This is a genomic window from Sinomonas sp. T428B (genome assembly GCF_056780155.1).
In genome coordinates this window covers 3,842,917-3,866,509 of sequence record NZ_JBRAZR010000001.1, presented here as the reverse complement: position 1 = coordinate 3,866,509, position 23,593 = coordinate 3,842,917, and the positions used below count along the sequence as shown (strand labels likewise).

The window sequence follows — 23,593 nt, the reverse complement described above, 5'->3', positions numbered from 1 at the left end:
GTCAGTCTTTCGGTAATGAGGGGTAGGGGGATGAGCACGTCGGCGCGGCTCAGGAGGTAGCGGCCTTCAGCGCCTGGGTCAGCCGCGACAGGCCGGTCTGGACTTCGTCGCTCGTCACGTTCAGGGCAGGGATGATGCGGATGACGTTGCCGTTCGGTCCGCAGGTCAGGAGCAGGAGCTCCTCCTTGACCGCGGCCTGCTGGACGGCCAGGGCCTTCTCCGGATCGGGGGTGCCGGCCGCCGTCGTGAACTCGAGGGCCTGCATGAGGCCACGGCCGCGCACGTTCCCGATCACGGGGAACTGGGCGACGAGGTCCTCCAGCCCGGCCCGGAGCTCGTCACCCCGGACGAGGGCGTTGGAGACCAGGTTCTCCTGCCGGATGACACGCAAGGTGGCCACGCCGGCCGCGGCGGCCACGGCGTTCCCGCCGTAGGTCCCGCCCTGGGAACCCGGCCAGGCCTTGCCCATGAGGGACGCTGATGCCGCGATCGCGGAGATCGGGTATCCGCTCGCGAGGCCCTTGGCCGTGATCACGACGTCCGGCCGGATCCCGGACCAGTCGTGGCCCCAGAATGAGCCGGTGCGGCCCACGCCCGCCTGGACCTCGTCGATGATGAGCACGATCCCGTGCCGGTCCGCCCGCTCCCGCAGGCCCTGGAGGAAGCCGGACGGCGTCGGGATGTAGCCGCCGTCGCCGAGAACAGGCTCGATGATGAAGGCCGCGGTGTCCTCCGGGCTGCTCATCGTGACGAGCAGGTGGTCCAGCTCCTTGAGGGCGAAGTCGACGGCGGTCGCCTCGTCCCAGCCGTAGCGGTACGCGTGCGGGAAGGGCGCCACGTGCACGCCGCCCATGAGCGGGGCGAATCCCGAGCGGAACTTCGTGCCCGCCGTCGTGATCGAGGCTGCCCCCACCGTCCGCCCATGGAAGCCGCCCTGGAAGGAGATGATGTTGGGCCGCCCAGTGGCCATGCGCGCGAGTCGCAGGGAGGCCTCCACGGCCTCGGCGCCCGTGGTGGCGTAGAAGACACTGTCCAGGCCCTCAGGCAGGAACCCGCCCAGCCTCTCGGTGAGCTCGAGGAGCGGCTGGTGCATGACCGTTGTGTACTGCGCATGGACGATCTTGCCGACCTGCTCTCGGGCGGCCGCGACGACCTCCGGGTGGCAGTGGCCGGTGCTCGTGACGCCGATCCCGGTGGTGAAGTCGAGATACTTCTTGCCGTCGGTGGCGTGGATCCAGCTGCCGGACGCATAGTCGACGACGACCGGCGTCGCCTGCTTGAGAATGGGGCTGAGAGTTGCCATGGTTCCGTGCCTTCTTGCTGATTGAGGGCTGGGACCGGTCAGCGGCGGCCCCGAGGGCCGCCGCTGACCGGAGTCAGGTGGTGAACCTGGTGGGGCGCAGGAAGTCGAGGTTCTCGACGGTCTCCTTGCCCAGGGCCTCGAGGGCGGCGATCTCGCCGTAACCGGTGGCCATCTTGAAGCCGGCGCCGGAGAACCCGGTGGCGGCGTAGATCCGGCTGCCGTCCTTGATCCGGCCGAGGAGCGGGTTGCCGTCGCTCGTGAAGAGGTCCGGGAACGCGTCGGTGCGGACGATGCTCGGGTAGAGGCCGGGGAAGAACTCGCCCACGGTCTCGGTGGTCTCGGCGGTCTCCTCGGGGGTGAGGTCCCGCGAGATGGCCTCGAACCCGGGCACGGGCTTGCCGCGGCCGTCGAGCGTTGCCTTGACGGTGGCCCCGTCCACGGTCGGCGCGCCGTACATCGAGCGCTCCCCGGAGATGCGGATGAAGATGGGGAACTTCTCCGGGGAGAAGAGCGCCGGGTCCTTCGCGACGAACCACGAGAGGAAGACCCGCTTCATCTGGACGTGCCCCCGCAGCAGCTCCGGCAGGAGCTTCTGGGACCAGCCGCCGGAGGCGACGATGACGCTCTCGAAGGTCCACGACCGCTCCCCGGAACTCACGACGACGCCGTCGGCGGTCTCGCGGATCCCGTCCACCGGGGTGTCGGTGAGCACGGTCGCGCCGTTGGCCTGCGCCGCGGCGACCGCGGCGGTGACGGCCTGGTCGGTCCGCAGCGCGCCGGCGTGGGGGTCGTAGACGGCGACGTCGTCCGGGCGCAGGTTGTGCTGCGGGTACCGCTCGGCCATCTCCTCCCGGGAGAGGAACTCGTGCTCAGCCCCGGTCGCCCGAGTCGTCTCGAGCAGAGGCGCCATGTACGGGCCGTTCTCGGTGCCGATGAAGAGCCCGCCGCAGCGAAGGAGAACGTCCTGGCCCGCCTCCTCCCCGAGCTCGGCCCACAGGCGCTGGGAGCGTTCGAGGATGGGGTAGTAGGCGGGGTTCCCGCGGTAGATCTTGCGGAAGAGGCGGGTGTCCCCGCCCACGGCGCTGCGGCCGTGCGCGGGGACCTTCGCTTCGAAGCCGACCACCGAGTCGGACAGGCGGGAGGCCTGCCACAGGGCCATGCTGCCGATGCTGCCGAGGCCGATGACGGCCAGCTTGCCGTCCATTCAGAGCACCTTCTCGAGGAAGGACTGGGTGCGGGCCTCCTGCGGGTTGCCCAGGACCTCGCGGGCGTCGCCGCGCTCGATGATGTAGCCCTCGTCCATGAACACGACCGTGTCGCTGACCTCGCGGGCGAAGCCCATCTCGTGGGTGACCACGACCATGGTCATGCCCGCCTTGGCGAGGTTCTTCATGACGGCCAGGACCTCGCCGACCTTCTCCGGGTCCAGCGCGGAGGTGGGCTCGTCGAAGAGGATGATCTCCGGGTCCATGGCCAGGGCCCGGGCGATCGCGACGCGCTGCTGCTGCCCGCCGGAGAGCTGGGCCGGGTAGTGGTCGCCGAAGGCGCCCAGCCCGACGTCGGTGAGCAGCTCCTGGGCGCGCTTGGCAGCGGCCTTCTTGTCCCCGCGCTTGACCAGCACGGGCCCGGCCATGACGTTCTCCCGGGCGGTCATGTTCGGGAACAGGTTGAACGACTGGAACACCATCCCGATCCGGGTCCGCTGCTGGGCGACCTGCTTGCGGCTCAGCGCGTGGTAGGCGTGCTCGGTCTCGTGGTAGCCGAAGTCCTCGCCGTTGACCCTCAGCACCCCCGAGTCGACCGTCTCGAGGCCGTTGAGGCAGCGCAGCAGGGTGGACTTGCCCGAGCCCGAGGGGCCGATGATGCAGGTGACCTCGCCGCTGGCGATGTCGAGGTTGATGTCCTTCAGGACCGTCTTGTGCCCGAACGACTTCTTCAGGTTCCGGACGTGGATCGTGCCGTCGGGGATGGTGCCGGTGGGGGTGGTCATCGTGCCGCGCCTTCCGGGTCGGTGAGCTGGACGGCCTTGGCCTTGCGGGGGAGGTTGGAGGTCGCCCGGTTGTACTTCTGCTCGAGCTTGGACTGGGGGTAGCTCAGCAGCAGGGTCATGACCAGGTACCAGAGGCTGGCCACGATCAGCAGCGGGATGGTCTCGTAGGTGCGGGCGTAGATCAGCTGCGCGCTCTGCAGCAGCTCCGCCACGCCCAGGACGGACACGAGCGAGGTGCCCTTGAACATGCCGATGACCTGGTTGCCCGTGGCCGGGATGATCGAGGGCATCGCCTGCGGGATGATGACCTTCCGCATCCGCATCCCGGCGCTCATGCCCAGGGAGTCCGCGGCCTCGAGCTGGCCCTTGCCCACCGCGGAGAACCCGCCGCGGATGATCTCGGCCATGTAGGCGGCCTCGTTCAGGGTCAGGCCCACCAGGGCCGCCGTGATCGGGCCCATGATCGCGTTCGTGTCCACGGCCACGCCGAGGTCGGTGAACGGGATCCCGATCCGCAGGTCCGGGTACAGGGCGGAGATGTTGAACCAGAAGATCAGCTGCACCAGCACCGGGGTGCCCCGGAACAGCGTGATGTACAGGCTCGCGGCGATCGAGACCGGCTTCACGTGCGAGGAGCGCATGACCGCCAGGGCCAGGCCCAGCAGCGTGCCCAGGGCCATGCTCGCCACGGTGAGGAAGATCGTGAGCATCAGGCCGCGCAGGATGGACTCGGCGAAGAAGTACTTCCCGACCACGCCCCACCTGAAGTTGGGGTTCGTCAGGACCGAGGCCAGGATCCCCAGGCCGAGCAGGATGCTGAAGGCCCAGCCGGCGTACTCGGACGGCGTCCGCAGCCGGATCCGCGGCTTCAGGGCCGCATCCGTGCTGGCCATCGTTGCTTTTCGTCCCTTGTTGGTAGCTGTAACCATGGAGGCGCCTTACGCTAGTTCAGTTTGGCGTCGGTGATGGCGCCGGACTCGAGGCCCCAGGTCTCGAGCGCCTCCTTGTACTCCGGGCTGTCGAGGACCGACTGGGTTGCCGCCTGCAGGGCGGGGGTCAGCGGGGAGTCCTTCTTGATGCCGATCGCCGTCACGTCGCTCGAGCCGACGTTGACCCGGCCGATCACGGTGAAGCTGTCCGGCTGCTGCTTGGCGGCCCACCCGAGGGCGGTCGTGTCGTAGAGGATGCCGTCGATGCGCTTGGAGTGCAGCTGGGTCAGCGCCTCCTGGATGTTGGGCAGCGTCACGGCGTTGATCTCCGGCTGGCCCTTGGAGGTGCAGGTCTGCTCCGAGAGGGCGGGAAGGCGCTTGAGCTGGCCGGTCGAGCCCTGGGTGACGGCGATGTTCTTCCCGCACAGGTTCTCGACGGTGAGGTTCTGCGGGTTGCCCGCGGCAGCGGCCACGGAGTTGCCGGCCTTGAAGTAGTCGATCATGTCCAGGACCTTGAGCCGCTCCTCGGTCTTGGACATGGTCGTGGCGGTGAAGTCGAAGCGCCCGCCGTCCAGGCCCGGGACGATCGTGTCGAACTTGGTGTCCACGAACTTGAGCTTGAGGTCGAGCTTCTTGGCGATGAGCCGGGCAATATCCGGGTTGAGCCCGATCGCGGTCTGGTTGTCCTCAGCGAGGAAGGTCGTCGGCGGGTAGTGCAGGTCCATCGCGACCGTGAGCTCTCCCTTGTCCTTGAAGGACTGCGGGACCAGGCTCACTGCCTTCGGATCCGGCTGGACACCCTCCGAGATGTCCCGCGTGAGGTTCGTGAGGCTCTCCGTTGCCGGGGCGCTGGCGGCCTCGCTGCCGCAGGCGCTCAGAGCCAGGATCGCGGTCAGCGCCGCAGCAGCGGCTTGGACCTTGGTGAGGGTCTTCATGGTGCTTCCCTTCGAATGTTTGCTGCTCAGGTGTGGTGCGGGGCGGGGTGCTATGGAAGCCCTGCTCCGCTGGTGCGCAGCCACCTGACACTGCGTTCCGGAGCGGAAGGCCTTTCCTGGTCCGGTCGTGTGACCGGGAGCGCTCCCCCTCGAACGCCTCTCATGCCATGGAACCATTCCGATTGCAGATTGTCGACACTTGTACAGATGTTTCCAGCCGCCGCCGGTAACTTTCTCGTATCGCCCAGCTCACAGTGAAGCAGATCACTCGAACTGTTGACAATCTACAATTGCGGGTCCTAGAGTCGAGCCAGCGGCAGCTCTCTGCAGCAGCGGCCCCAGGGGGAGTCCCCGAATCTCTGTGCAGGCGTGAGTAAGAAGCAAGCGGCCTGCGGCACGGGCAGACTGCACATCACTTCACAAAGGAACGGACAGACCATGGCAGACACCACCCAGCCGAAGTACATCTCTTTCGACATCTACGGCACCCTGATCAACTGGAACACTGATGCCGTTACCCGCCGGCTGCTGGACGGCCGCCTGCCTGAAGAGCAGTGGCCTGCGTTCAAGAAGGTGTTCCGCGGTTACCGCTTCGACGCGGTCCTTGACTACGCGCCGTACGAGCAGATCCTCCAGAGCTCGTTCGACCGCGTGTGCGAGTACTTTGGCATCGGGCCGACCCCGGGCGCGGGCGCAGAGCTCGCAGACGCTGTCCGCGGCTTCGGTGCGCACGACGACGTGCCGGCTCCGCTGAAGCTCATGGGCGAGAACTTCAAGCTGGTTGCCCTGTCCAACGCCGACGACAGCTTCCTGGAGATCAGCATTCCGAAGCTCGGCGCCGACTTCCACGCCGTGCTGACCGCTGAGCAGGCCCGGGCCTACAAGCCGCGCTACCAGGCCTTCGAGTACATGCTCAAGACCCTGAACGCCAAGCCGGAGGACTTCCTCCACATCTCGTCGCACACCCGTTACGACATGCACCCGATGCACGACATGGGCTTCAGGAACCTCTGGCTGCTCGACCGTGGCTACGACCCCATCGGCCCGGGCTACGACCTCAACGTGGTCAAGTCCCTGGACGAGATCAACAAGCACCTCGGTCTCTGAACCGACGTCGAGGCGAAAGGTCACACACCATGAAACTCGTACCCTACTGGCTGGACACAGCCGAGCCCTCCGGTGACTACCGGCGCACCCCCGTGCCGGAGAACGTCGACGTCGCGATCATCGGCGCCGGCTTCACCGGCCTCTCCGCCGCGCTCGAGTTCGCGAAGCAGGGCGCGAGCGTTGCGGTCTTCGAACGCCACACCGTCGGCTGGGGCGCGTCCGGCCGCAACGGCGGCATGGCCACCACCGGCCTGGCCATCGGCTTCAGCACCGCGGTCAAGCGCTACGGCGAGGCTCGCGCGGTCGAGTACTTCCGCGAGTACAACGACGCGATCGAGAGCATCGAGAAGATCGTCCACGACTACGCGATCGACTGCGACTTCCAGCGCTTCGGCAAGCTCTCCCTGGCCTTCCACGAGTCCCACAACGACGGCTTCCGGAAGTCCCAGGAGCTCCTGGCCAAGCTCGTCGACCACCACGTCGAGGTGATCCCGAAGTCCGAGATCCACTCCGAGATCGGCACGGACTTCTACAAGGGCGCGATGATGGACCCGCTCGGCGCGGGCCTGCACGTGGGCAAGTTCTCCCACGGTCTGGCCGGGGCGGCCGTCAGTGCCGGCGCGGTGGTCTGTGAGGACGCCGGCGTGACCGAGCTCAAGCGCATCAACGGCACGGTGCACGACGTGCACACGACCCGCGGCATCACGCGGGCCAAGCAGGTCCTGGTCGCCACGAGCGGCTACACCGGCAGCGTCACCCCGTGGATGCAGCGCCGGGTCATCCCGGTGGGCAGCTTCATCATCGTCACCGAGCCGCTGCCCGAGGACGTGGTGAACCGCATCCTGCCGAACCGGCGGATGGCCTCGGACAGCAAGATGCTCACCTACTACTTCCGGATCACCCCGGACAACCGGCTCCTCTTCGGCGGCCGGGCCCGGTTCGCGCTCTCGAGCCCGGACTCCGACGTCAAGAGCGCCGAGATCCTGCGCAAGGCCATGCTCGAGCTGTTCCCCTACCTCGACAAGACCCGGGTGGACTACATCTGGGGCGGTCTCGTGGACCTCTCGATGGACCAGATGGTCCACGCCGGGGAGCACGATGGGCTCTTCTACTCGCTCAACTACAGCGGCCACGGGGTCCAGATGGCCGCGCACATGGGCAAGCGGATGGCGCACTACATGGGCGGAGACAAGTCCGCCAACGTGTGGGGCGACCTGAAGAACCCGCCCGTGCCGGGCCACTTCGGCCCGCCGTGGTTCCTGCCCTTCATCGGCGCAGCAGCCAAGATCATCGACCGCATCAAGTAGTCCAGACAAGGCAGCGCATGATTCCCACCACTTCCCTGGCTGGAGTGCGCCCTGAGACGGCCGGCAACGGGGCCTCCCCCGTTGCCGGCCTCCCCGGGGGCGCGTTCTTCGAAGGCCGCTGGCAGACCCACGCCCTTGACCTCCCGGTTCGCAACCCGGAGAACGGGCAGATCCTGGCGATGGTCTGCGAGTCCACTCCGGACGAGGTCAGCCGCGCCATCGGCCACATCCACGAGCACCTCGAGGCCGAGGACTGGCCGCTGCGCTCCCGGCGGGAGACGCTCGAGCGCACCGCGCGGCTGCTCGCCGAACGGTCCGAGCTCTTCGCGCGCGTCATCGCCTCCGAGGCCAGCAAGACCATCAGGGAGGCCGAGCGCGAGGTCCAGCGCTGCACCGAGACCCTGCGCCTCTCGGCGGCCGCCGCGAGCGAGCTCGCCGGTGAGACCCTCGGCTTCGAGGACAGCCTCGCCGCGCCCTCCACGGTCGGCTGGTACCAGCGGAAGCCGGTGGGAATCGTCGCTGCCATCACCCCGTTCAACGACCCGCTGAACCTCGTCGCGCACAAGCTGGGCCCGGCCCTCATCGGCGGCAACGGCGTCGTCCTCAAGCCGTCGACGCGGACGCCGCTCTCCGGCCTCCTGCTCGTCCAGCTGCTGCTCGAGGCCGGCGTCCCCTCGGGACGCATCGCGGCGTTCGTCAGCGGCCCGGGCGTGTCCGAGGCGCTGACCACGGACCCGCGCATCGACCTGATCTCCTTCACCGGCGGTCCCCGGACGGCGGACCGCATCGCGGCGGCCGCAGGCGCCAAGAAGATCGTCTCCGAGCTCGGCGGCAACAACGCCACGATCGTGTGCGCCGACGCCGACCCGAGCCGGGCGGCCGAGGCCATCGTGGCCGGAGCCTTCGGCGTCGCCGGCCAGAACTGCCTCTCGGTCCAGCGGGTCTACGTCCACGCCTCGCTCTTCCAGCCCGTCCTGGACGAGGTCGTCCGCGGCGCGAAGGCGCTGGTCGTCGGGCCGAAGCTCGACCGCGGCACGGACATCGGCCCGCTCATCTCCGAGGACGAGGCCAAGCGGATCGAGGAGTGGGTCGAAGAGGCCCGGGCCGCCGGAGCGTCCGTCCACTCGGGCGGGCAGCGTCGGGGCCCGTTCTACGACCCGACCGTGCTCACCGACGTCCCGGCGGATGCCCGGGTCCTGCGTGAGGAGGTCTTCGGGCCCGTAGTGAACCTCGTGCCCTTCACCGACGTCAAGGACGCCATCCGCCTCGCCAACGACTCCGAGTACGGCCTCCAGGCCGGCATCTTCACCCAGTCGGTCGACCAGGCGCTCGCCATCGCCGACAAGCTCAAGGTGGGCGCCGTCGTCGTCAACGAGACCAGCGATGTCCGGATCGACTCCATGCCCTTCGGCGGCTTCAAGAAGTCCGGCGTGGGACGGGAGGGCGTCGCGTTCGCCGTCCGCGAGATGACCGAGCCCAAGAACGTCATCATCACCGTCAAGGATCGGGCCATCTCATGACGACGGAGCGGATCGCCGTCATCCCTGGCGACGGGATCGGCCATGAGGTCGTCCCCGCGGCGGTCTCTTGCCTCGAGCGGGTCGCCGCGCTGCACTCGATCAACCTCGAGTTCGAGTACCTCGACTGGGGGTCCGAGCGCTTCCTCCGGCGCGGGCGCATGATGCCCGTCGACGGCCTCGAGCAGCTGGCGCGGCACGACGCGATCTTCCTCGGCGCCGTCGGCTCTCCCCAGGTTCCGGACACGGAATCCCTGTGGGGCCTGCTCATCCCGATCCGGCGCGAGTTCCAGCAGTACATCAACCTCCGCCCGGTGAAGACGCTCGACGGCGTGGCCTCGCCGCTCGCGGCGAAGCACCCGATCGATCTCCTCATCGTGCGGGAGAACAACGAGGGCGAGTACTCCGAGGTCGGAGGCCGGATCTACCGCGGCCTGCCGCACGAGAGCGCCGTCCAGGAGACGATCTTCACCCGGCAGGGGGTCGCGCGCGTGGCCCGCTACGCCGCGACCCTCGCCGCGACCCGCAAGGGCCAGCTCACCTCGGCCACGAAGAGCAACGGCATCATCCACACGATGCCCTTCTGGGACGAGATCGTCGAGGAGACCCTGCGGGACTACCCGCAGGTGACCCTCACGAGCGAGCTCATCGACGCCATGGCGGCGCACCTCGTGCTGAGGCCTTGGACCTACGACGTGATCGTCGCCTCCAACCTCTTCGGCGACATCATCTCCGACCTCGCGAGCTCGGTGACCGGCTCGATCGGCCTGGCCGCGAGCGGGAACCTGAATCCTGAGGGCCGCTACCCGTCGATGTTCGAGCCGGTCCACGGCTCCGCGCCGGACATCGCGGGCCAGGGCATCGCGAACCCCGTGGGCCAGATCTGGGCGGGCGCGATGATGCTCCAGCACCTCGGGCATGCGGAAGCCGCCACGCACCTGCAGTCCGCGTTCGAGGCCGCGCTGCGGAACGGTGCCGGCACCCGCGATGTCGGCGGAACCTCGACGACGTCCGAGTTCACCGCCGCGGTGCTGTCCGCGATCGACTCGGTTGCCCCCTACCGCAACGCGACCGTGACGGCGGAGCCCTGCTCATGAGCACGGCCGAGCACGTGGGCACCGCTGGGCAGGTGAGCACGCCTGCGCAGCGGCGCCGGCCCGTCGTCGCCGTCCTCTACCGTGAGGCGCTGCCGCCCGGCCTGTCCGAGGTCGAGGACCTCGCCGAGGTGCGCCTCACAAAGGCCGACGGCCTCGCCGAGGCGCTGGACGGCGCGGACGTGCTCTACCAGTGGCACTCGTTCTCGCCGGCGCTCCGGGAGAACTGGGCCGCCGCGACGGCCCTGAAGTGGGTGCACGTCTCGGCGGCAGGGGTCAGCCAGCTGCTCTTCGATGAGCTGATCAACAGCGACGTCGTGTACACGAATTCGCGCGGGGTGCTGAGCCGGTACATGGCCGAGACGGTTCTGGGCTACGTCCTGGCCATGGCCAAGAACGCCCCGGGCTTCCTGAGGCAGCAGCAGCAGCACCGCTGGCAGCACCGGATGACGGAGTCGATCCTCGGCGCGTCCGTCCTCGTGGTCGGCACGGGCTCCATCGGTCGGGAGATCGCCCGTCTTCTGGGTGCCGTCGGCATGAAGGTCGACGGCGCTGGCCGCTCGGCCCGTCCGGGCGATGCGGATTTCGGCCGGATCCACGCCTCCGGCTCGCTCGCCGACATCGTCCACTCCTACGACTTCGTCGTCTTGGCGGCGCCCCTCACCGAGAGCACGAGGGGCGTGGTCGACGCCGACGTTCTCGCCGCGATGAAGCCCTCCGCCCGCCTCATCAACGTTGGGCGAGGCGAACTCGTCCGCACCGAGGACCTCACCGCGGCCCTGGTCTCCGGCACCCTGGCCGGGGCCGCGCTCGACGTCGTGCATCCGGAGCCGCTGCCCGAGGGCCACCCCCTCTGGGATCTGGAGAACGTCATCATCACCCCGCACATGTGCGGTGACGTCCACGGCTACCTCGACGACCTCGGCAGGCTGTTCGTGGACAACCTGACGCGCTATTCCCAGGGGGAACCCCTGAGGAACGTCGTCGACAAGGCGCTCGGATTCGTCCCCAGCTCCTGAGCGGGCGTCACCACACGGCCAGAGCAGCGCCGGCATCGGGGGGATGCAGCGGCGTCGGCCGACTCCCTTTCCCCATCCCCCAACCCCCGAGAGGCACTCCGATGCCCAAGCCAGCAGAGATCGCGACGACCACGTCGCATGCCCCCGCCGCTTCCGAGGACCAGGACGGTGTCCTGTCACCCCCGCCCTTCGATGTCGGCGACCGCGTGCGGTACGAATCGAGCGATTGGAAGGGAACCGGCATCGTCGACGCCGCCATGCCCGACGGCTCCGTGATCTGGGTGTGGCCAGACGACGCTATGGGCCGGAAGATGCTCCACGTCGACGGGGACACCTCCGTCCTGCTCGAGCGGCGGCGCTCCGAGCAGCGTCTGCCCAGGGCGCACGCTGCCAAGGCCCGCCGGCAGCGGACGCGGCCTGCCGCGCCGCAGGCCGCCGAGAACGCCTGCCCCGACGGCTCGTGGTGCCCCTACTGCGGGGAGCCCCAGACTCGCTGAGCCCTCCCTAGCCCGCCCCCGCAGCAAGCACCCTGCACTCGACCTGCAGGGTGCTTGCTGCATTTACGTCAAATTCACTGGGGCCCACGTCATCGGGGCCCCCGTCACGGGCTCGGCTGAAGGAAGCGCTGGTCCTCCAGAATCGCGCACGCCGGGGGCAGCGCCGCCGCGACGAGCTGCCGGCTGTGCTCGTGCCGGGGCCGGGCGAAGAAGTCCGCGGTGTCCGCCAGCTCGACGAGCTCGCCCCGGTGGAGCACGGCCACGCGGTGGCTCATGTACCGGATCACGCTCAGGTCGTGGGAGATCAGGACGAGCGTCAGCCGGCGGCTCTCGTGCAGGCGCCGCAGGAGGTCCAGAACCGTCCGCTGGGTCACGGCGTCGAGGGCCGAGGTGGCCTCGTCGCAGATGAGCACCGCCGGCTCGAGCAGGAGCGCCCGCGCGATCGCGAGCCGCTGGAGCTGACCCCCCGAGCACTGCCCGGGATACCTGTCGAGGATGGCCGGATCGAGGTCCACCTCCCGCACGGCCTGATCGATGCGCTCGCGCCGGGCGGCCGGCGTCTCGCCCTTACCCCAGCGCTGCGCCCTGCGCCGCGCCTTCCACCCCGCCAGCAGGGGGGCCTCGAGGCTCGTGCGCAGCCGCATGCGGGGATCGAAAGAGTCGTGCGGCTCCTGGAACACGAGCTGCACGTCCCGGCCCACCGCAGGAGAGCGGACGGCGGCGTCGCCCGCCGTGGCGACCCGGCCGGCGTCGGCCGCCTCGAGTCCGACGACGAGCCGCGCGAGCGTGCTCTTGCCCGAGCCGGACTGCCCCAGGACCCCCAGGATCTCTCCGTCCCGCACCTCGAGGGAGACGTCCTCCAGCGCCGCGCAGGCCTGGCGGCCGTTCCCGGGGAAGCGCTTCGTGACTCCCTCGAGCACGACGGCGTGCTCCGCGGCTGCCGCGGCCCCGGCGCCGGTGCCGGGGCGCGGGCTCGGGTCCGGAGTGAGCGCCGCGGCATCCCGGAGGGCGCGCGTGCAGTCCGTCCGCGGCGCGTTGAGGACGGCGGTCGCCGGCCCGGACTCCTCGATCCGGCCCGCATGCATGACGGCGACCCGGTCGGCGTACGCGGAGACGGTGGCGAGGTTGTGCGTGATGTACAGGATCCCGAGGCCGTGCTCGCGGCGCTGCCGGTCGATGAGGTCCAGGACCTGCCGCTCGAGCACGGGGTCGAGGGCCGACGTCGGCTCGTCCGCGAGCAGGAGCTCCGGCTGGCCTGCCAGGGCTACGGCGACCATTGCGCGCTGCGCCATGCCCCCCGAGAGCTCGTGGGGGTAGGCGTCCGCGCACGACGCCGGGTCGGCGAACCCTGTATCGGCGAGCAGCTCGAGCGCGCGCTCGTCCGCCGCCTTCCCCCGGAGCCCCCGGTGGAGCGCGAGCGGCTCGAGCAGGTGGCTGCGGATGCTGCGGCGCGGGTTGAGCACGCGCTTGGGCTGCTGGTAGAGCATGCCGATCCGCCCGCCGCGCACCCGGTTCAGCTCGGCCTCTCTGGCCCGCGTCAGGTCCGTGCCGCCCAGGCGGATCGACCCGCCCTCGATGCGCACGTGCCGGGGCAGCAGCCCCAGGACGGACAGGGCGATCAGGGTCTTGCCGCTCCCGGAGGCACCGACCAGGGCCACGAACTCGCCCGGGGCCACGGTGAGGTCGACGCCGGACAGCAGCGGTGACTGCCGGTGGCCGACCCGCAGCCCCTCGATGACGAGGCCCTCAGACACGGGAGTCCTTCCCCGACAGGCCCGGCGAGCTCGACAGGGTCGGCCAGCCCGACAGGGCCGGCGAGACGAGCGTCCTCGAGCCGGCCAGGGCCGCGACGTGCTGGCCGATGAGGGTCACGCACAGGGCCACGGTGAAGATGACGAGGCCCGGGGCCAGGACCCCGAGCGGCGACCGCGCCGCATACGGCTGGGCCGAGGCGAGCATGGAGCCCCAGTCGGACTGCGGCGGCTGCACCCCGAGGCCGAGGTAGGAGAGGGCGCCGACGGCGATGAGGAACTGCCCGAACCGCAGCGCGGCCTGACCCAGGAGCGGCCCTGAGAGGTGGGGCAGGAGGTGCCGGAAGACGATGAACGACGGCGAGCAGCCCAGCACGCGCGCGGCCTCGACGAAGCCGCGCGAGGAGACATCGTAGGCGAGCGCCCGGGCGAGCCGCGCGAACGGCGTCCAGCCCGTCACGGCCAGGGCCAGCAGGAGGGACACGGGGCCTGCGCCGAGCACGGCCACGAGGAACAGGGCGACGACCATCTCGGGCAGGGCGAGCAGGACGTCGCTCGTGCGGGTCAGGACCTCGTCGAGCCAGCCCCGGCGTCGGGCGCTGACCACGCCGATGGCCGTGCCGACCGCCGCGGTGAGCACGGTGGCCGCGCACGCGACGGCGAGCGAGAAGCTCCCGCCCTCGAGCAGCCGGGACAGCGTGTCCCTGCCGAGGTGGTCGGTGCCGAGCCAGTGGGCTGGGCTGGCAGGCGCGAGGCGATGGGCGAGGTCCTGCTGGGCTGGGGGATAGGGGCTGATCCAGGGCGCGAGGGCCACGGCCAGCACGACCAGGACAAGGACCGACGCCGCGACGATCAGGGCGGGGCGGCTACGCATGGCTGCCTCTCATCCGGGGGTTCAGGACGGCGTGGAGCAGGTCCCCTGCGGTGGTCAGGACGACGGCGAGGCCGACGACGAAGACGACACCGCCCTGCGCGAGGGGGATGTCGCTGTTGAGCACGGCGTCGTACAGCAGACGGCCCATCCCCGGGACCGAGAAGATGACCTCCACGATGACGGACCCGCCCAGCAGGCCGGCGAACCAGACACCCGTCAGGGTCGTGAGCGGCAGGAGGCCGTTGGGGATCACGTGCTTCCACACGGTCTGGGGGTAGCTGAGCCCCCGCGCGCGGGCGGCGAGGACGTGCTCACCGCCCAGGGCGTCGAGCATCCCCTCGCGGACCGCGGACGTGAAGTGGCTCAGCGGGCGGATCGCGAGGACGGCCACGGGCAGGACCATCGAGGACGGGCCGGTCCAGCCGGCGGAGGGGAGCACAGAGAGGTTGAGGGCGAAGACCAGCACGAGCATCGGGGCGAGCCAGTACTCGGGCATCGCGATGAGCGCCTGCGTGAACGCGGTGACGATCCTGTCGGCCAGGCGCCCCTCCCGGAGGGCGGCGAGGGTCCCCAGGGCGGTGGCGGCGAGGGCGGCGACCGCCAGCGTCACAACCGTCAGGCTGAGCGTGATCCACAGCGCGGGCAGCACATGCTCGACGACGGGCGTGCGGCTCGTGTACGAGAGGCCCATGTCCCCGGTCACGAAGTGCCCCAGCCACCTCACGTACTGCGCCGGGAGGGAGTCGTTGAGCCCCAGCTCTGCCGCGAGCCCCTGGACGGCGGAATCGTCGACCAGCTCGCCCGCCACCCGGGAGCGGATGATCTTGCGCACCGGGTCCCCCGGTGTCACGTAGGGGATGAGGAAGACCACGAAGGACGCCAGCAGGACGGTGACCCCCAGGGCCGCCGTCCTCCTGGCCAGGAACACCCTCACTGGCCGCCGCCCCGTGCCGGGGCCGCCGGGTGGAACGCGCTCACGTTCCGGGCTTGGCCGTCACCGAACGCACCACGTACCGGGACAGTGGGTCCTGCGAGTAGTTCTGCAGGTCGGCGCCGATCGCGTCGATGGCCTGCTCGTTGACGAGCCAGACGTTCACGGCCTGGTCCTGCAGGATCTGCCCGGCCTGGGCGTAGAGCTTGTACCGCTGCTCGGCGTCGGCCGTGGTGGCAGCCTGGCCGATGAGCCTGTCGTAGTCCGCGTTGCAGAAGTGGCTGAGGTTGTAGGTGCCCTTGCACGTGTAGTCGGCGGTGAGGAAGCCGATCGGGTCCGCGATGTCGATCAGTCGATTGCGCTGGCTCAGCACCATGTCGTAGTTGCCGGCGAAGAGGTCGCGCTCGATCGCGGCGTACTCGGCGGTCTTGATCGAGACCGGGACGCCCACCTTCTTGAGGTTCTCCTGGACGACCGTGGCGACGTCGGCGAACTCGGCCCGCTCGACGATCGCGATGATCTCGAGCGGCCGCTCCGCGGTGTACCCGGCCGAGGCGAGGAGCTTCTTCGCCTCGTCCAGGTCCTGCCGCGGCGCCTGGGCGCCCTCGATGGCCCACGGCTCCGAGGGGGCGAAGGGCCCGGTGGCGGGCAGGGCGGCGCCCTCATAGACGCTCGCGGCCAGGGCATCCAGGTCCAGCGCGGAGCGGACGGCCTTGCGGAAGTCGACGCTGTCGAACGGGGCCCTGCCGTTGTTCATGTACAGGGTCGCCGTCCGGGGCGAATTGGCCTTGAGGACCTCGACGCGGGAATCCGCCTGCAGGGCGGCGAGGCTCGAGACCGGGATGGACAGGGAGACGTCGGCCTCCCCGGTCTGGACCTGGGTCGCGCGGGTCGCGCCATCCGTGATGAAGCGGATCTCGGCGCCGGCGAGCTGCACCTGCCCGCCCCAGTAGTTCTCGTTGCGGTCGAGGGTCAGCGACTGCTTGGGCACCTCGGACACGGCCTTGAACGGGCCCGTGCAGTGGCCGAACGGGTCCACCGTCGCGCCCGCGAAGGCGGCCGGGGACAGCACCCCGGTGTTGACGCTTGCGAGGCGGTAGGGCACGAGCGGGCTCTCGGCCGGCGTCGTGATCCGCACCGTGTGCTCGTCGACTGCGGCGACCGAGCTGACCGTCGAGGGGCCGAAGGCGCGGGCCGGGACGGGAGCCTTGAGGACGGACTGCAGCGACGTCACGACGGCGTCCGCCGTCAGCGGGGTCCCGTCCTGGAACTGCACGCCCTCGCGCAGGGTGAAGTCCCACTCGAGCGGCGAGACCTGCTTCCAGCCGGTCGCGAGGGACGGGACGATCTCGCCCTTGGCCTCGTCGTAGCGGGTCAGGGTCTCGAGGCAGCCCGAGAGCGAGAGGATGTACGCAGCGTCGCTCGCGAGGGACCAGTCGGCGACCGGTGCGCGGAAGTTGTCCACAACGATCCGCTGGTTCGGGTCCGGGGCCTGGGACTCCCCCTGCACCCCGTTGAAGCCACACCCGGAGAGGGCGAGCAGAGCCGTCAGTCCGATCGCCGACGATCGAAGCCAAGCACGCATAGAACCACCTAGGAAAGCGCTGCGCCCCTGAGTGGGGCATTGAAGACATTGGGACAATCCGGAGCTAGGTTAGGCAAACCTTGCCCGTTGGTCCAATTAAGTCAAAAAAGGCTGTTCTAATGTGAGCGCAGTTCGTGCTCTCCGCCGCCACCGGCCTCGCCTGTCGGGGTCCCTGCGTAGGGTTGTCCCGTGATCCGATCCCGCCTCGCTGCCGGTCGCCGGGCGTCGACCGCCCGGGAGATCCTCCGGCTCGCCGTCCCCGCCTTCTTCGCCCTCATCGCCGAGCCGCTGTTCCTGCTCGCGGACTCGGCGATCGTGGGCCACCTCGGTGTCGATCAGCTCGCCGGGCTCGGGCTCGCCACGACGGTGCTGCAGACCGCCGTCGGGCTCATGGTCTTCCTCGCGTACGGGACCGGCCCCGCCGTCGCGCGCTTCCTCGGGGCGGGGAAGATGGGCCACGCGATGTCCGCCGCGCGCGACGGCGTGTGGCTGGCCCTGCTGCTCGGCCTCCTCCTCGCGGTGCTCGGGTGGGCGACGGCGCCCGGCGTCGTCGGCCTCTTCGGTGCAGCGCCCGCCGTCGCGCGCCACGCCGTCGACTACCTCGTCTGGTCCATGCCCGGCCTCGTCGGCATGCTGCTCGTCTTCGCGGGCACGGGCGTGCTGCGCGGGCTCCAGGACACGCGGACGCCGCTCGTCGTGGCCGCGGCTGGTTTCACGGGGAACATCGCCCTCAACCTGCTCTTCGTCTACGGCTTCGGCTGGGGTGTGGCGGGATCGGCGGTGGGCACGAGCGTTGCGCAGCTCGCCATGGCGGGGGTCTACGTCGGGATCGTCCTGCGGCGGATGCGCCACGAGGGCGTCGGACTCGCCCCGACCAGGCACGGCCTCCTCGCGGCGGCCCGGGTGGGCTCGTGGCTCATGCTCCGCACGCTGAGCCTGCGCGCGGCGATCCTCGTGACCGTCGTCGTCGCGACCGCGCAGGGCTCGGCCAACCTCGCGGCCCACCAGCTCGCGATGACCATCTTCAGCTTCCTCGCCTTCGCCCTCGACGCCCTCGCGATCGCGGCGCAGGCCCTCATCGGCAAGGAGCTCGGCGCCTCGCATCCGGAGCGGGCCCGCGAGCTCACCGCGACCATGGTCCGTTGGTCCCTCGGCTTCGGTGCCATCACCGGCGCCCTGCTCGCCGTGGCCGCCCCCTGGACGGGCTGGATCTTCACGACCGACGCGAGCGTCCACGCCGCCCTGACACCCGCCCTCCTCGTTCTGGCCCTGAGCCAGCCCGTGTGCGGCGTCGTCTTCGTGCTCGACGGCGTGCTCATCGGCGCCGGGGATGCCCGCTACCTCGCCGTTGCCGGCGTGCTCAACCTCGTGATCTACGGGCCGCTCCTGGCCTGGGTCGCGGCCTCGGGCGTGGACGGGCCGGAGGGCCTGGGCTGGCTGTGGGCTGCCTTCGCAGGCGGCTACATGCTCGCCCGCGCCGCGACCCTCGGCTGGCGCGCCCGCGGGGATGTGTGGATGGTCCTCGGGGCGCACTGATTCGACGGTGATTCGGCGGGCCTTGACGACGAGCTGAATGGCCTCTTCGCGGCGCTCTGGCGAGCGAAAAATGTCGGACCCCTCTGAGACGCTGTGACGGTGGCCGGACGGCGGCCACGGAACGCCAAGTCGGCCCATCACCTCGGGCCGGGCAGCAGGCGAGGGGGCGCGGTGGAGCAGCAGAGCCAGGACGAGTCTGACGGTCTCGAAGGTCCGGACGATGGCATGGGGGACGAGCGTGGCTTGGGCGGGGGACATAGGGGAGACCAGCCCCTGGGGGACGGGATCCCAGAGGTCAACCCGACGCCTGAGCGCCCGCCAGACGATGAGCCGCCGTCGCCTGAGGACTCCGAGGGCACAGCACCAGACGACGATCCCTTGCCCAGCGCGAGCGACCTCCGGGAGCTGCTGGAGAAGCACTCGCTCCGGGCCCCGGGCATCCACATGGAGTTCACGCCGGGCCGGGACTCGCCCCTCAAGGGAAGGCTCGTGCTGCCCGAGGGCGAGCTGACTCCCGCGCAGCGCTCGGCGCTCCTCCAGGACTTCGCGCGGCTCATCGGATGGTCGGACGCCGGCCAGGTCCGCGCCGTCGCCGACGCATATGGCGATTTCACGATGCAGCGGGAGCCCCAAGGCGGGCATACGGTCCGCATCGGGGCGTCCGAGGCGCGGTCCATGACGGTGGTCGAGACCTCCGCGGCCCTGTCCCTCACGGACGGACAGGCCCAGCGGGTCGTCGCCCGCTCCCTCCGCCTGGCGGGCCCGTTCGCCGCCGTGCTGGATGCGCAGGAGGAGGGGCACATCGGCCCCCGGCACGCCGACGTCATCATGGATCAGGCAGAGGGCGTGCCCCCGGACTCGGTCGAGGACTACGCCCGCCGGTGCCTCGCCTCGGCGAGGGACAGGGCCGGCCGGCTGCGGACGAGCATCGAGGTCCGCCGATCCGCCAAGGGCTTCCGGGAGCGTGCCCATCCCGAGTCCGCGAGCGTGCGCAAGCAGCGCGCAGCGCTCGAGAGGCGTGTCGAACTCCGTCCGGAGGAGGACGGCATGTCGACGCTGGCAATCCTCCTGCCCGAGGAGGTCGGCCACGCGGCCTACACCCGGATCGATCGGGAGGCGCGGGCCCTCTCCAAGGAGCCGGGAGAGACTCGCACGCTCGCCCAGCTTCGCGCCGACGTCTGTGCGGCGGCCATCCTTGGAGGAGAGCTCGATGGCGCCCCCCGCGGTACGCGGGCGAATCGCCGCCGCCGTCGAACGCGCTCACGCGGAGGGGTTCGGGCCGATGTCACCATCACGGTCCCTGTCGCGACGCTCCTCGGGGCCGCGGACGACGGCGCGGTGCTGGGCGGGATGGGCCCGCTCGACGCCGCTACGGCGCGGGACCTCGCCGCCTCCGCCCCGGGTTGGTGGATCGCGTTCACGGACGCCGAAGGAACCGTTGTCGGCATGGGACGCCGGCGCTATCGGCCACCGGCGGCGCTCGCCGCCTTCATTAGGGCGCGTGACGTGACGTGCCGGTGGCCGGGTTGCAGCGTCCCGGCGCTCTCGTGCGAGATCGACCACCTCCACGAGTGGGCGAACGGCGGTTCGACGGACCCCGACAATCTCGTCTGCCTCTGCGCCCGGCACCACAGGCTCAAGACCCTCGGCCTGATCGACGCTGCGGCCGACACCCTGGGCGGCCTCGCCCCCGGGCGGATCGCGCTCTCGACACCCTCAGACCAGAGGCTGACCGGCTTCCCCGAGCAGTATGAGACTCCTCGAGGGGAGGCGGTCTGCGACTCCGGGGGAGAGGCGGGCGAGCTCGTCGGGGATGGATGCCCCGACGGGTGGACGGCATCGAGTTTCGCTGGAGCCGACGAGGCCTACGTGACGGATGCCCTCCCCGGCGATCCACCTGACTGGCCCGGCCGGACCGGGTGGGGCCGCCCCATGGACGCCGAGCCGTGGTTGACTCTGGCCACCGCCCTCAAGGTCCGCCAGCAGCAGGGGCATGTCACTCCGAGTGACATGTCGGAGGCGTCGCCGGAGGGCCCGTCCCGAAGCGCCGTCGACACTGAAGAACGCGCCGTCCCTCAGAGAGATGTCACTCCGAGTGACATACCGCCGTCGTCCGTCCCGCGAAAGCCCGAGGAGCCGCCGTTCCACGAGGCGCAGCCGCCGTTCTGACAGGCTCGCTAGACTTGCTGCGTGCCGAACATCCCCACAAGCCCCGCGTCCGGCGTGCCCTCCGCTTCCTCCGGGAGCCCGAGCACGCCGTCGCCCGCGGTCTCGCCCACCCTGTGGCGCCCGGTTCTGCTGCGCGCGGCCGCCGCGCTCGTCTTCGGCGCAGTGACGGTGTTCTGGGGCCAGCCGACGACGGCGGGCGCGGCCTGGGCGCTCGGCGCCTACTTCGTGGGGCTCGCCGCCGCCCAGGCGTGGCAGCTGCGCGAGGAGGGCCGTCTGGTGGATCCCGCGGCCCGGCCCTCGAAGGCGCAGCGCACGATCGCTTCTGCCGCCTACGGCTTCGCGGCCGCCCTCGGGATCGCCCTCGGTGCGGCACCGCAGCCCGTCGTCCTCGCCGCAGGCGGGGCCATCGCGCTCGGCTTCACGGGCGCCTCGGACCTGTTCCGCGGCCTTGCCGGCCGACGCCGGAGCCCGCTCGCGCGCGATGCGGTGATCGCCGGCGTCGTGCATATGGGGGCCGCCATCCTGCTGCCGTTCTTCACCGAGCTCGGAGCCCACGCGCTGCTCGGCGTCTCGGGCGGCGCCGCCATCATCACGGGCGTCCTCTTCGCCGTCGCGGGCCTGACCCTGAGGCACGATTCCCGGCCGCGTCCCGACGTGGCATAGAATCAAGAGGGTTCTACTGCGCGTAGAACTCTCGCACCACCCCCGGCCAGCACAGGAGGGCCCCCATGTCCGACTCACCGCGCGGTCCCCGCGTCGGGATCAAGGGCCCGCTCATGTTCTCTGCCTTCTTCGGAGTGCTCGCGTTCTTCGCCGTGCTCTTCTTCGGCTCCGGCGGCACCAATAAGGGCCTGCGCTTCGACCTCGCGTTCAGCGGCGCGGGCATCGCCTTCATCGTGTGCCTCGTCATCGCCGCCATGCTTTCCATGAGCTACAAGGAGAACGCCGAGCACCTCGGCCAGGGCTCGGGCGTGAACCTCCGCTCGTCGGACCGGAAGCCGGACGATGCGCCGGACCCGGACGCCGGTGACGACCGGGGCGACGACACCCCGCAGAAGTAGCCAGACCTCGCAGCCCCCGAGGCCCGCGCAGGCCTACCCCGCCGCCCGGCGCTCCCGGTAGGCGCGTACGTGCGCCCGGTTGGCGCAGTTCCCGGTGTCGCAGTAGCGCTTCGAGCGGTTCTTGGACAGGTCGATCAGCACGGCCTCGCAGTCCTCCGCCGCGCACACCCGCAGCCGGTCGAGCTCCTTGGCGCGGATCACGTCGACGAAGGCCATCGCGGCCTCTGTGCCCATCCGGTCGGAGAGCGGCGCCTCGGGCGTCGTCGCGTGCAGGTGCCAGTCCCACCCGTCGTGCTTGACGAGCTGGGGGAGGGCCTGCGCCTCGCGCATCAGGGCGTTGACGAGCTCGACCGCCTCGTCCTCGGTCGCCTCCCACAGCGTCCGCAGGCGCGACCGCAGCGCGCGCACCGCGGCCAGCTCATCGCCGTCGTGCGTCCGCGAGCCGCTGAAGCGCTCGCGCTCGAGGAACGCGTCGAGGTCGGCGCCCGTCACTAGCTCCTCGCCCGCCTCGGGGTCAAGGGGATCGAGCGTGTTCACGAGGTTCACGACGCTCCTGAGGGCCACCTCGGTGTCATGGGTGAAGATCACATTGACTCCTGACGGGTCGCGGGACTACTGTCACTACCATCTGCTGTCACTACCATACCCCTCTTTTACTCATGACATCCCGGGAGGTGCCCCCATGCGCGCTGCGGCCGCGCTCTCCGCGAACCGTTCGGCGTCCGGACTCGTGTTCGCCCTGCTGTCGGCCGCGACGTTCGGCGTCTCGGGGCCTCTCGGCAAGTCCCTGCTCGAGGCCGGCTGGACCTCGGGCGCGATCGTCGGCGTGCGCATCGGCCTCGCCGCGCTCATCATGATCGGCCCTGCCCTGTGGATGATGCGCGGCCAGTGGAACCGGCTCCGCGGCGCCCTCGGGCTCATGGCGGGCTACGGCGCCGTCGCCGTCGCGCTGTGCCAGTTCTTCTACTTCAACGCCGTCAACCGCATGAGCCCGCCCGTCGCGCTCATGCTCGAGTACCTCGGCCCCATCCTCATCGTGGGCTGGATCTGGCTCCGCACGCGCCGGCGCCCGGGCAGCCTCACGATCATTGGCTCGCTCATCGCCATGGGCGGACTGGTCCTCGTGCTCGACCTCATGAGCGCCCGCAGCGTCGACGTCGTCGGCGTCCTGTGGGGCGTCGCCGCGGCGGGCTGCCTCGCCGTGTACTTCGTGCTCTCGGCGAAGTCCGACGGCGTGCTGCCGCCCTTCGTCGTCGTCGCCGGCGGCATGGTCTTCGGGACCCTGACCATCGGGGCCCTGGCCCTCGTGGGGCTCCTGCCCGTGGCCGCGACCTTCGGCTCTGTCGAGCTCCTGGGCGGCGAGGTCGCCTGGTTCGTGCCGATCCTGGGGATCACCATCGTGGCGGCAGTGATCGCGTACGTCCTCGGGATCGTCGGCGCCCAGCGCCTCGGCTCGAAGGTCGCGAGCTTCGTCTCGCTCACCGAGGTGCTCTTCGCGGTCATCGCCTCGTGGCTCATGCTCGGCGAAGTGCCGGGGCCCGTGCAGGCGCTCGGCGGGGCGCTCATCGTGGCCGGCGTGGTCCTGGTCCGCATGGACGAGCTCCGCGCCCCTGCAGCTGCGCCGGTGTCGGAGAGCCTCCTCGAGGCCACGACAGGGCCCCTGCCCGTCGCGCAGCCTCGCGCCTAGCATGGAGGCATGTGCCGCAACATCAAGGTCCTGCACAACTTCGAGCCGCACGCGACGAGCGAAGAGGTCCACGCCGCGGCGCTCCAGTATGTGCGCAAGGTGAGCGGGAGCACGCACCCGTCCAAGGCCAATGAGGCAGCGTTCACGCGCGCCGTCGAGGAGATCGCCCACATCACGGCGCACCTCCTCGAGGAGCTCGTGACCTCCGCCCCGCCGCGCGACCGCGAGGTCGAGGCGGCGAAGGCGAAGGCCCGGGCGGCCGTGCGTTTTGGAACTGCGTAGCGTTTCGGAACGGCCTGAC

General features: G+C 70.4%; 22 protein-coding genes. 12 read left to right on the top strand and 10 right to left on the bottom strand.

Annotated elements, in window-relative coordinates; genetic code table 11:
* Nucleotides 1-49: 49 nt before the first annotated feature.
* The 5 genes from ACUYMY_RS17915 to ACUYMY_RS17895 form a co-directional block, all read right to left on the bottom strand.
* On the bottom strand, nucleotides 50-1,303 hold the full coding sequence (locus tag ACUYMY_RS17915; RefSeq protein WP_481704865.1) for an aspartate aminotransferase family protein: 1,254 nt from the start codon (nucleotides 1,301-1,303) through the stop codon (nucleotides 50-52).
* A 73-nt stretch (nucleotides 1,304-1,376) separates the two neighbouring features.
* Nucleotides 1,377-2,507 (bottom strand): N-methyl-L-tryptophan oxidase, encoded by a 1,131-nt coding sequence (solA, locus tag ACUYMY_RS17910; protein WP_481704864.1) that lies wholly within the window; start codon nucleotides 2,505-2,507, stop codon nucleotides 1,377-1,379.
* Nucleotides 2,508-3,293, bottom strand: a complete 786-nt coding sequence (locus tag ACUYMY_RS17905) for an amino acid ABC transporter ATP-binding protein (RefSeq protein ID WP_481704863.1) — start codon at nucleotides 3,291-3,293, stop codon at nucleotides 2,508-2,510.
* Nucleotides 3,290-4,222: an amino acid ABC transporter permease gene (locus tag ACUYMY_RS17900; RefSeq protein WP_481704862.1), complete on the bottom strand. Its 933-nt coding sequence runs from the start codon at nucleotides 4,220-4,222 to the stop codon at nucleotides 3,290-3,292. The genes ACUYMY_RS17905 and ACUYMY_RS17900 overlap by 4 nt, the downstream gene beginning before the upstream one ends.
* A 14-nt stretch (nucleotides 4,223-4,236) precedes the next feature.
* Nucleotides 4,237-5,157: an ABC transporter substrate-binding protein gene (locus tag ACUYMY_RS17895; RefSeq protein WP_481704861.1), complete on the bottom strand. Its 921-nt coding sequence runs from the start codon at nucleotides 5,155-5,157 to the stop codon at nucleotides 4,237-4,239.
* Between the two features lie 438 nt (nucleotides 5,158-5,595).
* Here ACUYMY_RS17895 and ACUYMY_RS17890 point away from each other — a divergent pair, with 438 nt between their 5' ends.
* The 6 genes from ACUYMY_RS17890 to ACUYMY_RS17865 all read left to right on the top strand — a co-directional run bounded on the left by ACUYMY_RS17890 (nucleotide 5,596) and on the right by ACUYMY_RS17865 (nucleotide 11,698).
* A complete protein-coding gene (locus tag ACUYMY_RS17890; protein WP_481704860.1) occupies nucleotides 5,596-6,264 on the top strand; it encodes an HAD-IA family hydrolase in 669 nt (222 codons plus the stop codon).
* 29 nt (nucleotides 6,265-6,293) lie between these two features.
* Nucleotides 6,294-7,571: an NAD(P)/FAD-dependent oxidoreductase gene (locus ACUYMY_RS17885; protein WP_481704859.1), complete on the top strand. Its 1,278-nt coding sequence runs from the start codon at nucleotides 6,294-6,296 to the stop codon at nucleotides 7,569-7,571.
* A 17-nt stretch (nucleotides 7,572-7,588) separates the two neighbouring features.
* A complete protein-coding gene (locus ACUYMY_RS17880) occupies nucleotides 7,589-9,091 on the top strand; it encodes an aldehyde dehydrogenase family protein (RefSeq protein ID WP_481704858.1) in 1,503 nt (500 codons plus the stop codon).
* Nucleotides 9,088-10,185: a tartrate dehydrogenase gene (locus ACUYMY_RS17875; protein WP_481704857.1), complete on the top strand. Its 1,098-nt coding sequence runs from the start codon at nucleotides 9,088-9,090 to the stop codon at nucleotides 10,183-10,185. The genes ACUYMY_RS17880 and ACUYMY_RS17875 overlap by 4 nt, the downstream gene beginning before the upstream one ends.
* Nucleotides 10,182-11,201 carry a D-2-hydroxyacid dehydrogenase gene (locus ACUYMY_RS17870; protein ID WP_481704856.1) on the top strand — a complete coding sequence of 340 codons (1,020 nt, stop codon included), beginning with the start codon at nucleotides 10,182-10,184 and terminating at the stop codon, nucleotides 11,199-11,201. The genes ACUYMY_RS17875 and ACUYMY_RS17870 overlap by 4 nt, the downstream gene beginning before the upstream one ends.
* A 101-nt stretch (nucleotides 11,202-11,302) precedes the next feature.
* Complete coding sequence (locus ACUYMY_RS17865) at nucleotides 11,303-11,698, top strand: hypothetical protein (RefSeq protein ID WP_481704855.1); 396 nt, start codon at nucleotides 11,303-11,305, stop codon at nucleotides 11,696-11,698.
* A 104-nt stretch (nucleotides 11,699-11,802) separates the two neighbouring features.
* On the opposite strand, the gene ACUYMY_RS17860 is transcribed toward ACUYMY_RS17865, so the two are convergent.
* From ACUYMY_RS17860 to ACUYMY_RS17845, 4 genes are read right to left on the bottom strand one after another with little or no spacing between them, the layout of a single operon-like run.
* Nucleotides 11,803-13,452 carry an ATP-binding cassette domain-containing protein gene (locus tag ACUYMY_RS17860; protein WP_481704854.1) on the bottom strand — a complete coding sequence of 550 codons (1,650 nt, stop codon included), beginning with the start codon at nucleotides 13,450-13,452 and terminating at the stop codon, nucleotides 11,803-11,805.
* A complete protein-coding gene (locus tag ACUYMY_RS17855) occupies nucleotides 13,445-14,323 on the bottom strand; it encodes an ABC transporter permease (RefSeq protein ID WP_481704853.1) in 879 nt (292 codons plus the stop codon). The genes ACUYMY_RS17860 and ACUYMY_RS17855 overlap by 8 nt, the downstream gene beginning before the upstream one ends.
* Entirely contained in the window at nucleotides 14,316-15,257 is a 942-nt protein-coding gene (locus ACUYMY_RS17850; protein ID WP_481704852.1) for an ABC transporter permease, read from the bottom strand. Before ACUYMY_RS17850 ends, ACUYMY_RS17855 begins: the two co-directional genes overlap by 8 nt.
* Before the next feature lie 40 nt (nucleotides 15,258-15,297).
* Nucleotides 15,298-16,839, bottom strand: coding sequence for an ABC transporter substrate-binding protein (locus ACUYMY_RS17845; protein ID WP_481704851.1), 1,542 nt, complete (start codon nucleotides 16,837-16,839; stop codon nucleotides 15,298-15,300).
* Nucleotides 16,840-17,028: 189 nt separating this feature from the next.
* On the opposite strand from ACUYMY_RS17845, the gene ACUYMY_RS17840 reads away from it, so the two are divergent.
* From ACUYMY_RS17840 to ACUYMY_RS17825, 4 genes are all read left to right on the top strand, one after another.
* Complete coding sequence (locus ACUYMY_RS17840) at nucleotides 17,029-18,375, top strand: MATE family efflux transporter (RefSeq protein ID WP_481704850.1); 1,347 nt, start codon at nucleotides 17,029-17,031, stop codon at nucleotides 18,373-18,375.
* A gap of 378 nt (nucleotides 18,376-18,753) precedes the next feature.
* Nucleotides 18,754-20,544, top strand: a complete 1,791-nt coding sequence (locus ACUYMY_RS17835; RefSeq protein ID WP_481704849.1) for an HNH endonuclease signature motif containing protein — start codon at nucleotides 18,754-18,756, stop codon at nucleotides 20,542-20,544.
* Nucleotides 20,545-20,565: 21 nt separating this feature from the next.
* Nucleotides 20,566-21,207: a hypothetical protein gene (locus ACUYMY_RS17830; RefSeq protein WP_481704848.1), complete on the top strand. Its 642-nt coding sequence runs from the start codon at nucleotides 20,566-20,568 to the stop codon at nucleotides 21,205-21,207.
* Between the two features lie 65 nt (nucleotides 21,208-21,272).
* Nucleotides 21,273-21,605: a hypothetical protein gene (locus tag ACUYMY_RS17825; protein WP_481704847.1), complete on the top strand. Its 333-nt coding sequence runs from the start codon at nucleotides 21,273-21,275 to the stop codon at nucleotides 21,603-21,605.
* 33 nt (nucleotides 21,606-21,638) lie between these two features.
* Here the strand turns inward: ACUYMY_RS17825 and ACUYMY_RS17820 are convergent, their stop codons facing one another.
* Nucleotides 21,639-22,193 (bottom strand): CGNR zinc finger domain-containing protein, encoded by a 555-nt coding sequence (locus ACUYMY_RS17820; RefSeq protein ID WP_481704846.1) that lies wholly within the window; start codon nucleotides 22,191-22,193, stop codon nucleotides 21,639-21,641.
* Nucleotides 22,194-22,287: 94 nt separating this feature from the next.
* Here ACUYMY_RS17820 and ACUYMY_RS17815 point away from each other — a divergent pair, with 94 nt between their 5' ends.
* Together ACUYMY_RS17815 and ACUYMY_RS17810 are read left to right on the top strand one after the other, a co-directional pair.
* Nucleotides 22,288-23,292, top strand: a complete 1,005-nt coding sequence (locus ACUYMY_RS17815) for an EamA family transporter (RefSeq protein ID WP_481704845.1) — start codon at nucleotides 22,288-22,290, stop codon at nucleotides 23,290-23,292.
* 9 nt (nucleotides 23,293-23,301) lie between these two features.
* Nucleotides 23,302-23,574 carry a DUF2277 domain-containing protein gene (locus tag ACUYMY_RS17810; RefSeq protein ID WP_481704844.1) on the top strand — a complete coding sequence of 91 codons (273 nt, stop codon included), beginning with the start codon at nucleotides 23,302-23,304 and terminating at the stop codon, nucleotides 23,572-23,574.
* Nucleotides 23,575-23,593 lie beyond the last annotated feature (19 nt).

What these genes read in the sequence shown, in the direction of transcription:
- ACUYMY_RS17915 (WP_481704865.1), bottom strand. Translation starts at nt 1,303, where the DNA reads ATGGCAACTCTCAGCCCCATTCTCAAGCAGGCGACGCCGGTCGTCGTC.
- solA (WP_481704864.1), bottom strand. Translation starts at nt 2,507, where the DNA reads ATGGACGGCAAGCTGGCCGTCATCGGCCTCGGCAGCATCGGCAGCATG.
- ACUYMY_RS17905 (WP_481704863.1), bottom strand. Translation starts at nt 3,293, where the DNA reads ATGACCACCCCCACCGGCACCATCCCCGACGGCACGATCCACGTCCGG.
- ACUYMY_RS17900 (WP_481704862.1), bottom strand. Translation starts at nt 4,222, where the DNA reads ATGGTTACAGCTACCAACAAGGGACGAAAAGCAACGATGGCCAGCACG.
- ACUYMY_RS17895 (WP_481704861.1), bottom strand. Translation starts at nt 5,157, where the DNA reads ATGAAGACCCTCACCAAGGTCCAAGCCGCTGCTGCGGCGCTGACCGCG.
- ACUYMY_RS17890 (WP_481704860.1), top strand. Translation starts at nt 5,596, where the DNA reads ATGGCAGACACCACCCAGCCGAAGTACATCTCTTTCGACATCTACGGC.
- ACUYMY_RS17885 (WP_481704859.1), top strand. Translation starts at nt 6,294, where the DNA reads ATGAAACTCGTACCCTACTGGCTGGACACAGCCGAGCCCTCCGGTGAC.
- ACUYMY_RS17880 (WP_481704858.1), top strand. Translation starts at nt 7,589, where the DNA reads ATGATTCCCACCACTTCCCTGGCTGGAGTGCGCCCTGAGACGGCCGGC.
- ACUYMY_RS17875 (WP_481704857.1), top strand. Translation starts at nt 9,088, where the DNA reads ATGACGACGGAGCGGATCGCCGTCATCCCTGGCGACGGGATCGGCCAT.
- ACUYMY_RS17870 (WP_481704856.1), top strand. Translation starts at nt 10,182, where the DNA reads ATGAGCACGGCCGAGCACGTGGGCACCGCTGGGCAGGTGAGCACGCCT.
- ACUYMY_RS17865 (WP_481704855.1), top strand. Translation starts at nt 11,303, where the DNA reads ATGCCCAAGCCAGCAGAGATCGCGACGACCACGTCGCATGCCCCCGCC.
- ACUYMY_RS17855 (WP_481704853.1), bottom strand. Translation starts at nt 14,323, where the DNA reads ATGCGTAGCCGCCCCGCCCTGATCGTCGCGGCGTCGGTCCTTGTCCTG.
- ACUYMY_RS17845 (WP_481704851.1), bottom strand. Translation starts at nt 16,839, where the DNA reads ATGCGTGCTTGGCTTCGATCGTCGGCGATCGGACTGACGGCTCTGCTC.
- ACUYMY_RS17825 (WP_481704847.1), top strand. Translation starts at nt 21,273, where the DNA reads ATGTCCGACTCACCGCGCGGTCCCCGCGTCGGGATCAAGGGCCCGCTC.
- ACUYMY_RS17815 (WP_481704845.1), top strand. Translation starts at nt 22,288, where the DNA reads ATGCGCGCTGCGGCCGCGCTCTCCGCGAACCGTTCGGCGTCCGGACTC.
- ACUYMY_RS17810 (WP_481704844.1), top strand. Translation starts at nt 23,302, where the DNA reads ATGTGCCGCAACATCAAGGTCCTGCACAACTTCGAGCCGCACGCGACG.